Origin of the sequence: Pseudomonas aylmerensis, assembly GCF_001702265.1 — a bacterium.
GTDB classification, from domain to species: domain Bacteria; phylum Pseudomonadota; class Gammaproteobacteria; order Pseudomonadales; family Pseudomonadaceae; genus Aquipseudomonas; species Aquipseudomonas aylmerensis.
This window is the reverse complement of the sequence record NZ_MAUE01000025.1, coordinates 158,139-168,334: the sequence shown is the minus strand read 5'-3', so window position 1 is coordinate 168,334 and position 10,196 is coordinate 158,139. Positions and strand designations below refer to the sequence as shown.

The window sequence follows — 10,196 nt, the reverse complement described above, 5'->3', positions numbered from 1 at the left end:
TGTTCGCTCGCTGGGAAGGCAGTGGTCACCTATTGAGTCTGCATTGGAGATCGCTCGAACCTGGCTGGCGAGTAAACCGTCTTAGCCGCGTTGTTCGTCGCTCTGGCTCGGGTAAAGGTGGCCACCCTGCTATCTCGGGGTAGTCAGCCGAGCGATCTCCAATGCAGCCTGGTGCTGGGGAGTACCAGGGCCTCGGGCAGTTAACGACAGGCTGTCGTGGCGCTAGTTGTTCAGATGACCGCTGTCATGGTCTTGGTGCCGTCGCCATGGTCGGTGGTGAACATCAGCGGAGCAGGGCGGCCATTGCGGCGAATCAACGCATTCGCCTGTGCAAAAACTGGGTAGGGCTCGCCGGCCCCATCAGGCAGCAACGTGTTGCAGGTCAGGTTCGAGCAGTCTTCGCCATTCGGGCCTTCGCCATCGTGACCAATGGAAAAACTCGCCATCATCGCGATGCCGTGCTCCTTGCTGATCGCAATGACCTGCTGCATGAGCGGGCTGATCTGAGCGTCGTAAATCTGTTCTTTGTTCATGGTCATGCTCCGGTTGTTTTCCCGCTGCCCACCGCTCTGGATGGGCATCAGTGAAAAGGTCCGTCACACCAAAACGTTGTTGTCGTACTGCCGGGCGCCCGTGTCGCAATGGCTATGGCCTTGGGCAATGGCGTCGTAGTGGTAGAACAGCGAACCAGTAGCGCGGCACTCTCCGCTTTCTTCATCGGCGATCACGACCGCTGTGATCCGAGTGTTTCGAGCGCTGCTGGTGAAGTGAGCGCTGTATTCACCCATACGTGCGATGGTCTTTCCGTTTTCTTGAGTGCTGGTGAAATTGAACATTGCATCGCCCTCCAGGGCTCGGTTGTCATCCCAAGCAGCCCTCGCAAGAAGGCTGCTCAGTGATGCTTTCCGCCGTGACCCGCTACTGGCGTCGGTCACCGGCTTGAATCAAATGTTCTTCCAGCCGCGGGCCTTTCGGCTTGTTCTCCCGCTGGATAACTGTTCTTGGCGCTTTACGCTGCACGCCCGGGTCAGTTGCCAACCCTCTGAACCGTTTAGGCCGGTTCATCGCTGCCTTGAAACTGGGCCGGTGGTGATCCGGCAAGGGGTGAAACCAAAGAGCGGCGGGTTGTGAGGCCCTGGCGAGTCCCTGTTTGGTGACTCGATGGAGTGAAGATTAACCAGCGGTTATGTTGCGAGTCAATACCGGCGGTTAATTAATTTCGCGTAACAGAGATGTATGCTTATCGATTACTGGATATGTATACAGTTCTTGGGTGGGAGGTAATGGTATGGCTAAGGTGACAAAGCAAGCGCGACCAGTGGAACGCGAAGAAATAAGCGGAATGGAGCGCCTTGCACTACGCGTCTCATCGATGATCAACCACCCCGTGGCGCAGGCGCAGCGCTGGGTGACGATTCATCGCCTGGACACAGATGGGGATCGGGAGTGGGAAGAGGTGCTGAGCGTGATCGCTGACACTGACGAGCTTGAGTTGACGCTCAATGACGACGGCAGCGTGACGGTGAGATGGGAGCAGCAGGAAGTCGAGGTAGTGGGGAGGGGAGAGGTTGCATTCGAGCCGGAAGAAGGTGCGGCACCTTTCTGAAGGGCATGAAAAAGCCCGCTCAGAGGCGGGCTTTTCAGTAAGATCGGGAATACACAAGGAGATCGGCTTAGTGGTCAATCTGCATTATTATTAAGGAATATCAAGCTTATCAAGCTCCTGGCCAAGCTTGTGCTTCAATGAACCTGAAGCTGTTGAAATTGCAATGATTGTTGCGGATCTTGGCGCGGAAGATTCACGCCTATGTGACTGAAATTCCCCACCCGTGACGGCCTGCTTGAAAGATAGAAAATCGGAGCTCGCACGAGGCCAAAGAACTGCGCTATATCTGCTGAAGCGTGACGATATGTCCTTAATCTTTGTATTTATTACAACGCCAGACGTCCCCGTTTCGCTTCCTGGTTTCATCCAGTAATCGATAGCAAGAGCTGTCAATTCCTCAATGTCCCTGTGAATTTGCTCGACCCTTTGCCTTCGCTGGTCTTTCTCGCGATCACTGCTAGCCTTCGCCTCAGCTGCAAGTCTCAACCCTTCAGCTTTCGACTCAGCAGCAACCCGCAGCTCTTCTGCCCTAGAATTAGCCTTTTTCTGAGCGTATGCCGTCCAGATCGAGATAATTAAGGCGAACCAGGCAGGTACATCTCCCAAATCCATTCCGGGCTCAGGCATGGGCTGCGTCAATGTATTGCCAAATCTCATCTATAACGTAAGGATCTTCTTTGTAGTGAAACTTTAATTTCTTGTGAAGCGTTTCTTTGGTGAATTTTTTCAAGCGCACCAAGCCACCAAACGCCTCCTCAAGAAAAGAGGACCCGTAACCCATGGAGCCGTCCAGGTCTACCTCAACTACATCGTATTTAAGCAACCTAGGCTCCAGAAGGTCATCCCTAAACACCTCGCCAGAAAAAGCGCCATCAACGCGGTAACGCCCCGCTGGGTACTGACTGAACTCACTAGCGATTGCTATGGTTGTCATGCTCATCTTCCAAATCCTGCATTTCTTTAACCGGGATTGCCCATTGGATCACTGTCCCGAGTATAGATTCAGTGTACGCACCGTCTTTATATGTGGGCGGAGTGGTGGAAAAATCAATACCGACAGCTCCCATGTTGCTATAGACCGACAGGCGGCCACCAAGGTCCTGGGCGGCCTTGAGGATATTTCGCCTCATCCCTTTGCCACGATGGTCCTGTTCTGTACGCGTACGGCCAAGCTCAAGAGACCGCCTGATCATGTTCCTGTCTTTTTTACCTTCGGAAAGCATAGTGAGCTTCACTATGTCCTCAATCTGTTCTGCCCACTTCTCGGGCAATGTGACCGGAATGCCAAGGCCAAGGTCACAAAATGCCACATGCAACCATCCATCTAAGACCTCAGCAAAAACCCACCAACGTCGCTCGTCAGCGGATGCCGAGCCGCTTAACCTGTCTCCGCGAGGCCTAAGATAGGCGTGATGCACGGCATTATCCATGGCCTCGCCCACTCCTGTTACAAGTTTTTTGTAGCCTGCAGGTAACTGGGCTTGGATTATCTTCATAAGTGCATCAGCGCTTACCTGATTTACACTCACGTCTGAAGCATATCGCCATTTCGCGACCGTAGTGTCTTCATCAGTCACCTGAAGCCGATGCCGCTTTTCCAAAATGTCAAATAGACCGATCTGCTGGAAAACTTTTTCCACAGTTTCGTCTTTAGGATAACCGCATTTCAGTCTGCACCTACCTCGCAGTGACCGGGTTATCCTGTCGATCTCCGCCAGCATCAGCAACGTTCCGCAGGAATTAACCTTCTCCGTTTGGGCAAAACTAATTGTTACACTGCTGCGTCTTGTGCAGGCTTTCCTAAGGTTTCGGAGGAAAACCACAAGTTCAGCCTGGATATTTTTGTTATACAGACCAATCACTTTAGGGGCGATCAGAGGCTCTGGCCTTGTACCTCGTCCCTTCGTTTTAGTTCGCGAGGAGGGAGGTTTGCCTCGACACCTTGACGCGAGCCTATTCCTGGCAATACGTCTTTGTCGTGAAAAATAGTCATCCGGGTTGAGCTTCAAGTTTCACTCCTTGGTAATGGAACAATCTCTGCATCTCGATGATTTTCAATGCGTCAGCGATCTGCCCATCCTTGGTTCCACCTTGCGTTTATTAAATTGTTAAGCGCCTGGGTACAATGGTGTGCCAAATAATGGCGCGCTCAGTTGGCACTGGGCAAGCCAATCATCCAATCAACTTCCCTCCGTACTATCCTGACCGCCTTCACCTCATCCGCATAGCCGGCCATCCGATCCTCGTCAGCTTGAAGCACCGAGCACATCCTCGGCACGGCCTGGGTGTCTGCCTCATTGCCTGCCAGTCTCAGCCGCTCTGCAATCCTCATCAGCTCTACGGCTGACTACTTAAGGTCAGAGGTTACACCTTGAAGGTCTCGTTTAGGTCTTGGTTTGGCTTGGTCAGAGACATGATGTCACACCGGCTGTCCGTTCCACACGTAAAGCACCCGAGCGAGTATGTGGGTGTCATCCACACGAATTTCTTCTATGTCGTGATGCTTGTTGTCCGAGATCATCTTGAAGCGGTCCTTACCTTTCTTCTGCAGGCGCTTCACGTACAGCATGTCGTCATGAGAGAAGAGGTAGATACCGTCGCCTGTGAACTCCCGGATTGTGATGTCCACGAGAAGAGGGTCTCGATCCTTGATCGTCGGGGCCATCGATTGCCCCCACCCGGTGATCATCTTGAGATGGAAGTGCTCTTTGAAGGTGACGCCCAGGTCACGCAAGTGCTTTGGGCTGACCCTTATGTCCTGGAGCATTTCTGGGTATTCGTGCGGGATCTGCCCGCCGCCCATGGCCGCGCGAACGTCGTAGTGAGCAATCCACACCTCGTCACCTACTTGCCCAGGCTGGTAATACTTGATCTCCGTCGAGTCATCCGATTCAGCGGCAGCAAGCAGGCGTCGACGAGACTCCTCAGAAAGTCCCTTTCCCTGCTTCGTCAACATCTGTCGCACTAATTCAGCAGCAGAAAGTCCCGCGTCGGCCGATCCCTCCCCTCCGCTTGTCAGCCCGCTGATCTCTTTCGCAAGTCGTTTGCTGAATTTCTCAACAGGCACATCCAACAGGCGGGATAGCACTGCCGCGAATTTTGGATTGAGTGGATTGGTTCCGTTTAGATACATCGCGACAGCTGCCGCAGAAATATCCGCGGCCTCGGCAAGGCTCGCCTGGGTAAGCCCAAGCGCATTTTTCTTCGATACGAATAAAGCCTTGGCTGCTTCGCACTCGGCTTTCAGTTCGGGTGATAACTCTTTCTTTTTGCTCATCCGTGAAATTTAACCGTTGGTTAACTTAAAAGCGGCAACCGGCGGTATTGCTACAAATCTAACCGCCGGTTAATATTGGGCTGACAAATATTGCTGAGGCAACGACATGAAGAAGACGCCACTGCCAGAACTGGTTGAGCGAATTGGTCAGTCCGCTGTCGCCAAGGGCCTTGGCGTTAGCGCACCAGCCATTTCCAAAGCCCTGAAGGCTTCCAGGGAGATCCTTGTAATTGAACACGAAGACGGAAGGCTGACTGCGGAAGAGGTTCGACCGTTTCCGTGCCAGCTATCTGTACAAAAGAGAGCTGCCTGACATCCCTATCCGCCGTTCCATTGAACAAATGATCGCCTCTGCACCTGCAGGGCGCCACGTAAAGAATTTCGAGGTGTTACATGCAGGAATTGATGAAGGCGATCTATGACGTCGTGGACGACCACGGGGCAGGGCGGATTGCAGAGGGTGCCAGTTTCTCTTCGAAGACACTGCTTTCCCAGAAAGCGAACCCGGACTACGACAGCCACAAGCTGAACGTCCAGGAGCTGCACCGGATTATGAAGTTCACCCAGGACTTCCGCCCACTGAAGGCATGGGCTGAGGCTTTTGGCTTCGACTTGGTGCCGAAGGAAAAGCCCGAGGGCATCAACCTCAACACAGCACTGCTTCGCCTGCACGCCGACCTGGCCGATGTGACCCGCCTTGCGTTCGACGCCCAGGCCGATGGTCGCGTTTGCTCTCGCGAGAAATCCGAACTGCTCAAGGAGGCTGAGGAAGTGATCGTCAGCCTGGAAGTGTTCAAGCAGTCCGTGAAGGCAGCCTGAATTAAAGACACAAAAAAGCCACCGGACGAGGGTGGCTTTTTCTACAGCGGTAAACAACTGGAGCGAATCATGCACCAACACACAGAATCGATCAATAGCCCCAACATTTCCGCGCCACGTTTTTCGCAATCTGAAAACGTGGCGCGGATTAAACCAGTGACACCTTTCGACTTCCATGGCTTCCCCGTCCGCGTAATTGACGACGGCCACGGGGAGCCTTGGTTTATCGCCAAAGACATCGCCGAAGCCCTGGGTTACGCCAACACCTCGAAGGCGATCAATGTTCACTGCAAAGCGGTCAGCACCTGCCATACCGAAATGGGAGGTCAGGTCCGCGCAGTGCAAATTATCCCTGAACGCGATCTCTACCGCCTGGTGATGAAGTCCAAGCTTCCGGCCGCTGAACAGTTCGAAGAATGGGTGGTGGGCCAGGTGCTGCCGACCATTCGAAAGACCGGCTCTTACACTGCCCAGGAGACGAACAATTCCAAGGTCATTGGCGAACTCGCCATTCTGGAATGCTTCGATCGCCTGCTGAAGCCGGCGCCCTCCAGCAAAATGATGATGCTCGCCCAGATCGCCACCAACAACGGCCTGGACGCCAAGTTCCTCCCAGGCTACGCCGTCGACGCCGCGCCAGATGCCGCTGGCGGCTCTTCGATGCCCACCAAGGCAATTACCGCCCTAATCAAAGATCACGCCATCGCCAGCACCGCGCGCGCCTTCAACCTTGCACTTGAAGCCCACGGCTTCCTCAAGGTCCTCCAGCGCAAAAACTCCAAGCAGGAGATGGTCGACTTTTGGTCCGTGACCGAGAAGGGCATGGCCTACGGCAAGAACCTCACCAGCCCTCAATGCCCCCGCGAGACGCAGCCTCACTGGTACGTGGATCGCTTCCTTAAATTGGCCGCAAAGGTCGGGAAGGCCTGACATGCAATACACCGTCACGATTAACCAGGTGAAGGCGCTGGAGTGGGGGCTGAATTCTCAGCAGGCCCTGCTGTTCGCCTTCGTCTACGGCTGCCCGAGCTGGACCAAGCCAATCAAGACCGATGACGGGATCTTCTTCGCGCTGAGCAAGGCCAAGATCATCGAGGAGCTGCCGCTGCTCACCGATAAGCCGGACACCGCTTACCGCATGCTGAAGGCCCTGGAAGAGGCCGGTTTGATTGAGCTTTCCAGCACCTCGAACATCACGCTTTTCCGCCTCACAGAGAAGGCCGTCGAGTGGAACCAGAAGCTCGACGGGTCGGAAAAATATCCGACCCCACCAAACAATAAGGGTCGGAAAAAAATCCGATCTACCTCGGATAAATCTCCGAGCAAGGTCGGAAAAAAATCCGGGCAAGGGTCGGATAAATCTCCGACAAATCAGGATACCAATCATCAGGGTACCAATCAGGACACCAGTCAGAACTTGCAGGACCCCACCGGCAAGCCGGCTCAGTCCCGCGGCTTGGTGCTGGTGGTTGATCGTACCGATACCCCACGGGTCGAGATCCCCGCCGACATGCCGGGCCCCAAAGACCAGACCTGCAAAACCTTCAAGGTCTGGGCGAACTACGCCATGGCTTACCGCAAACGCTACAGCGCCTGGCCGGTGTGGAACGCAAAGGTCGGCGGCCAGCTCGGTCAGTTGGTTGACCGCCTCGGCGCCGACGTTGCCCACCACGTCGCTGCCCACTTCCTGAAAACCAGCGATGCCGCTGTGCTGCGCAAGTGCCACAGCCTCAACGAGCTGCTGGCCAACGCCGAGAGCTATCACACCCAGTGGGTGACCGGGCAGCGCATCAACGGCACGACCGCCCGCCAGATGGAACGGACAGAAGCGAACCACTCCGCAGCGGAGCAGGCCGCCCAGATGGTTTTGGCCAAACGCCAAGCAGGTGACCGCAATGAATACCTTTGAAATGAATGACCAGCAGGTTGCCGGATTGGCCGCCGCCATCTGCGCCACAGCCGAGGCCATGGGCCAGGAAATGAACCCGGGCACTGCCGCGATGATGGCTGAAGACCTCTGCGCGTATCCGGTGCCCGTCGTCAAAGCCGCATTGAAGGCCTGCCGCTTCGAGGTGAAGGGCAAGTTGGCAATGGCTGACATCCTGCAGCGCGTCCAGTCCTCCGACGGCCGTCCCGGCAAGGATGAGGCCTGGGCTATCGCTATGACCACCAACGACGAATTTGAAACCGTGGTGCTGACCGACGAGATCCAGCTGGCCCTGGCCGCTGCGAAGCCCATCTTGGATGGCGGCGACAAGATCGGTGCGCGCATGGCGTTCATCGATGCCTACCAGCGGTTCGTGGGCCAGGCCCGCGAGGATGCGAAGTTGGTCAACTGGCACGTGTCGGTGGGCTTCGACGCCAATCGCCGCATCCAGGCTGTGACCAAGGCGATGGAGCTGAAGAGAATCCCGCGCGAACACGCCCAGAAGTACCTGACGGACCTGAGCGTCGAGCCAATCACTGAGGACGGTCGCGCCATCGCCGGCTTGCTCACTGGCACCGTCACACGGCCAGAGCCCCAGCTTCGGCAGAAATTGGAACTGGTGAAAAACTCGATGCTGGATATGCGCAAGGCCAGTGCCGAACGGAAAACCGAAATGCGGATTGACGCGGCAAATGAGTTGGCGGATCGCAGGGCGCTGCTCATCAAGCAAGCTCAGGAACTGGAAGCGAAGAGGGCGGCGCCGTGACCGACAAGATCAGCGTCAACTGCCAGGCCAAGCTCTCTGAGGCTATCACCAAGTTGAGCGCCATGTACCGAGACAAGAAGTTCGTGGTGGTCTCCCTGCGCGCGGGCAAGGACCGCACGCTTGACCAGAACCGGTTGTGGTTCGGGATGTACAAGCGCATCGCCGAAATGACCCAGATCGGTGACGCGGCTGACGCCCGGCGCTATTGCAAGCTGCACTTTGGCGTGCAGATCCTGCTGAACGAGGATGCCGGCTTTCAGGCCGAGTGGTACCGGGTCATGCGCCATCTGCCGTACGAAACGAAGCTGGCCATGATGGGGGAGTGTCATCTGTTCGGCCCCGACGGTTTCCCGGTGACCAGCCTGTTCAATCGCGCCCAGGGCATCAATTACACCGACCGCATCGCCGCCTATTTCACAGGCCAAGGTGTGGTTTTCACTGATCTACTCAGCAAGGAGGCTGCATGATCGCCAAGCAACCCAAACCGAAGAAATGCAAGAACCCAGCGTGCGGCATCAGCTTTCCGCCGCAGCGCCTCGGACAGGCCGTATGCAGCCCGAAGTGTGGCTTGGCAATCAAGAACGTAAATCAGGCGAAGGCGCGTAAGTCTCTGGCTCAAGTTGAGCGGCGCGAGATCAAAGTCCGCAAGGAGAAGCTGAAGAGCAGGGCGGACCACCTGCGCGAAGCCCAGGCGGCGGTTAATGAGTACGTGCGCCTGCGTGACGCGCACCTGCCCTGCATCAGCTGCGACTCGACGCCTAACGACAACGACCTCATCACCGGAAGCCGGTGGGACGCAGGGCATTACCGCTCTGTTGGTGCCTGCCCAGAGCTGCGCTTTGAGCCGCTGAACATCCACCGACAGTGTGTGAAGTGCAATCGCAACTTATCCGGCAACGCCGTGGAGTACCGCATCCGCTTGGTGCTACGCATCGGCGCCGAGAAGGTGGCATGGCTGGAGGGCCTGCACGCGCCGTGCAAGTACACCGTGGAAGAGATCAAGGCCATCAAGGCCGACTACCGGGCAAAGACCAAAGAACTGAAGAAGGGGCTCGCAGCATGAAACTGATCAACGCAAGGCAGGTATGGACTGAGGCTCAGCACGAATCGAACGCGTCGATCAGCGCTGTGGCCATCGACAAAGCGCAATCGGTGCCGATCAAGAAGGGGCAGCGCATGCGCCGCGCTGAGGCTGTGTTCGCTGCGCTGGGGGAAGACAAGGAGGAGCGCATTCAGGTTGTGCGCCAGAAGATCAGCATCAGCGAAACCCGGCGCACACCTGCTGGCCGGTCAACCGCCCGTGCCGCTCACCTTGCCACCATCGGTAAGGTGTTGCGCGCCATCGACACACTGCCGTTCCAGGTGCAACAGTTTGGACACTATCTCTACCACCCGGCAATGAACATGCGGCACCTGCTGAATGCGGTACTGCTGATCACCGCCAAAGCGGCGCTGCCTGACCTGACTTCGGCCAAGCGAGTGAAGGCGCAGTACCTGGTTACCCTGGCCCTGCAATCGTACAAGGGGGAGGTCGCCGGATCGGCAGAGTGGGGGCCGGCGCGGGTAGCCGCTGAGATGCTGACATTCTTCGGCGTGACCATCGACCCGAAGAACTGGACGCGTGACTGGCTCGACCTGTGGAAATCCCTGAAAGAAGTTATCAGGGAAGTGGATATTCAGGCACAGCAGCCACTATGGCAGGTGATTCACTCGGAAAAAGATCAAGAGGCGGCATAATAATATTGACATGACGGGGTTTTGCGCGTACTTTCCCCACAGTGCACAAGTAACGCGAAACGCA

General features: G+C 56.1%; 15 protein-coding genes and 1 pseudogene. 9 read left to right on the top strand and 7 right to left on the bottom strand.

What is annotated here, in order from left to right; translation table 11 throughout:
• Positions 1 to 230: 230 nt before the first annotated feature.
• A complete protein-coding gene (locus tag BBG20_RS17615; protein ID WP_065905527.1) occupies positions 231 to 533 on the bottom strand; it encodes a hypothetical protein in 303 nt (100 codons plus the stop codon).
• 63 nt (positions 534 to 596) lie between these two features.
• On the bottom strand, positions 597 to 836 hold the full coding sequence (locus tag BBG20_RS17610; protein ID WP_065905526.1) for a hypothetical protein: 240 nt from the start codon (positions 834 to 836) through the stop codon (positions 597 to 599).
• A gap of 452 nt (positions 837 to 1,288) precedes the next feature.
• Here BBG20_RS17610 and BBG20_RS17605 point away from each other — a divergent pair, with 452 nt between their 5' ends.
• Positions 1,289 to 1,606 carry a DUF1654 domain-containing protein gene (locus BBG20_RS17605; RefSeq protein ID WP_065905525.1) on the top strand — a complete coding sequence of 106 codons (318 nt, stop codon included), beginning with the start codon at positions 1,289 to 1,291 and terminating at the stop codon, positions 1,604 to 1,606.
• Positions 1,607 to 1,696: 90 nt separating this feature from the next.
• Here the strand turns inward: BBG20_RS17605 and BBG20_RS17600 are convergent, their stop codons facing one another.
• The 5 genes and pseudogenes from BBG20_RS17600 to BBG20_RS17580 form a co-directional block, all read right to left on the bottom strand.
• On the bottom strand, positions 1,697 to 2,233 hold the full coding sequence (locus BBG20_RS17600) for a V-type ATP synthase subunit E family protein (RefSeq protein ID WP_065905524.1): 537 nt from the start codon (positions 2,231 to 2,233) through the stop codon (positions 1,697 to 1,699).
• On the bottom strand, positions 2,226 to 2,546 hold the full coding sequence (locus BBG20_RS17595; protein WP_065905523.1) for an STAS-like domain-containing protein: 321 nt from the start codon (positions 2,544 to 2,546) through the stop codon (positions 2,226 to 2,228). The genes BBG20_RS17600 and BBG20_RS17595 overlap by 8 nt, the downstream gene beginning before the upstream one ends.
• Entirely contained in the window at positions 2,518 to 3,246 is a 729-nt protein-coding gene (locus tag BBG20_RS17590) for a hypothetical protein (RefSeq protein ID WP_226940000.1), read from the bottom strand. Before BBG20_RS17590 ends, BBG20_RS17595 begins: the two co-directional genes overlap by 29 nt.
• A 509-nt stretch (positions 3,247 to 3,755) precedes the next feature.
• A pseudogene (locus tag BBG20_RS33220) lies at positions 3,756 to 4,021 on the bottom strand (hypothetical protein).
• A gap of 4 nt (positions 4,022 to 4,025) precedes the next feature.
• Entirely contained in the window at positions 4,026 to 4,883 is an 858-nt protein-coding gene (locus BBG20_RS17580) for a S24 family peptidase (protein WP_065905520.1), read from the bottom strand.
• Between the two features lie 106 nt (positions 4,884 to 4,989).
• Between BBG20_RS17580 and BBG20_RS31920 the strand changes: the two genes are divergently transcribed.
• From BBG20_RS31920 to BBG20_RS17545, 8 genes are all read left to right on the top strand, one after another.
• Positions 4,990 to 5,196, top strand: coding sequence for a Cro/CI family transcriptional regulator (locus tag BBG20_RS31920; protein WP_083221418.1), 207 nt, complete (start codon positions 4,990 to 4,992; stop codon positions 5,194 to 5,196).
• An 80-nt stretch (positions 5,197 to 5,276) separates the two neighbouring features.
• Complete coding sequence (locus BBG20_RS17575; protein WP_065905519.1) at positions 5,277 to 5,702, top strand: phage regulatory CII family protein; 426 nt, start codon at positions 5,277 to 5,279, stop codon at positions 5,700 to 5,702.
• A gap of 69 nt (positions 5,703 to 5,771) precedes the next feature.
• The gene (locus tag BBG20_RS17570; RefSeq protein ID WP_065905518.1) at positions 5,772 to 6,632 is read left to right on the top strand and encodes a BRO-N domain-containing protein; all 861 of its coding nucleotides are present in this window, start codon (positions 5,772 to 5,774) and stop codon (positions 6,630 to 6,632) included.
• A 1-nt stretch (position 6,633) separates the two neighbouring features.
• On the top strand, positions 6,634 to 7,611 hold the full coding sequence (locus tag BBG20_RS17565) for an SIR2 family protein (RefSeq protein WP_065905517.1): 978 nt from the start codon (positions 6,634 to 6,636) through the stop codon (positions 7,609 to 7,611).
• Positions 7,598 to 8,395: a hypothetical protein gene (locus BBG20_RS17560; RefSeq protein WP_065905516.1), complete on the top strand. Its 798-nt coding sequence runs from the start codon at positions 7,598 to 7,600 to the stop codon at positions 8,393 to 8,395. The genes BBG20_RS17565 and BBG20_RS17560 overlap by 14 nt, the downstream gene beginning before the upstream one ends.
• On the top strand, positions 8,392 to 8,862 hold the full coding sequence (locus BBG20_RS17555) for a hypothetical protein (protein WP_065905515.1): 471 nt from the start codon (positions 8,392 to 8,394) through the stop codon (positions 8,860 to 8,862). Before BBG20_RS17560 ends, BBG20_RS17555 begins: the two co-directional genes overlap by 4 nt.
• Positions 8,859 to 9,458, top strand: a complete 600-nt coding sequence (locus BBG20_RS17550) for a recombination protein NinG (RefSeq protein ID WP_065905514.1) — start codon at positions 8,859 to 8,861, stop codon at positions 9,456 to 9,458. The genes BBG20_RS17555 and BBG20_RS17550 overlap by 4 nt, the downstream gene beginning before the upstream one ends.
• Entirely contained in the window at positions 9,455 to 10,132 is a 678-nt protein-coding gene (locus BBG20_RS17545; protein WP_065905513.1) for a hypothetical protein, read from the top strand. The genes BBG20_RS17550 and BBG20_RS17545 overlap by 4 nt, the downstream gene beginning before the upstream one ends.
• Positions 10,133 to 10,196: the final 64 nt, after the last annotated feature.

Excerpts from the sequence above, each read along its gene's own strand:
- BBG20_RS17545 (WP_065905513.1), top strand. The coding sequence starts at position 9,455 with ATGAAACTGATCAACGCAAGGCAGGTATGGACTGAGGCTCAGCACGAA.
- BBG20_RS17610 (WP_065905526.1), bottom strand. The coding sequence starts at position 836 with ATGTTCAATTTCACCAGCACTCAAGAAAACGGAAAGACCATCGCACGT.
- BBG20_RS31920 (WP_083221418.1), top strand. The coding sequence starts at position 4,990 with ATGAAGAAGACGCCACTGCCAGAACTGGTTGAGCGAATTGGTCAGTCC.
- BBG20_RS17600 (WP_065905524.1), bottom strand. The coding sequence starts at position 2,233 with ATGCCTGAGCCCGGAATGGATTTGGGAGATGTACCTGCCTGGTTCGCC.
- BBG20_RS17605 (WP_065905525.1), top strand. The coding sequence starts at position 1,289 with ATGGCTAAGGTGACAAAGCAAGCGCGACCAGTGGAACGCGAAGAAATA.
- BBG20_RS17550 (WP_065905514.1), top strand. The coding sequence starts at position 8,859 with ATGATCGCCAAGCAACCCAAACCGAAGAAATGCAAGAACCCAGCGTGC.
- BBG20_RS17570 (WP_065905518.1), top strand. The coding sequence starts at position 5,772 with ATGCACCAACACACAGAATCGATCAATAGCCCCAACATTTCCGCGCCA.
- BBG20_RS17595 (WP_065905523.1), bottom strand. The coding sequence starts at position 2,546 with ATGAGCATGACAACCATAGCAATCGCTAGTGAGTTCAGTCAGTACCCA.
- BBG20_RS17580 (WP_065905520.1), bottom strand. The coding sequence starts at position 4,883 with ATGAGCAAAAAGAAAGAGTTATCACCCGAACTGAAAGCCGAGTGCGAA.
- BBG20_RS17575 (WP_065905519.1), top strand. The coding sequence starts at position 5,277 with ATGCAGGAATTGATGAAGGCGATCTATGACGTCGTGGACGACCACGGG.
- BBG20_RS17565 (WP_065905517.1), top strand. The coding sequence starts at position 6,634 with ATGCAATACACCGTCACGATTAACCAGGTGAAGGCGCTGGAGTGGGGG.
- BBG20_RS17615 (WP_065905527.1), bottom strand. The coding sequence starts at position 533 with ATGAACAAAGAACAGATTTACGACGCTCAGATCAGCCCGCTCATGCAG.
- BBG20_RS17560 (WP_065905516.1), top strand. The coding sequence starts at position 7,598 with ATGAATACCTTTGAAATGAATGACCAGCAGGTTGCCGGATTGGCCGCC.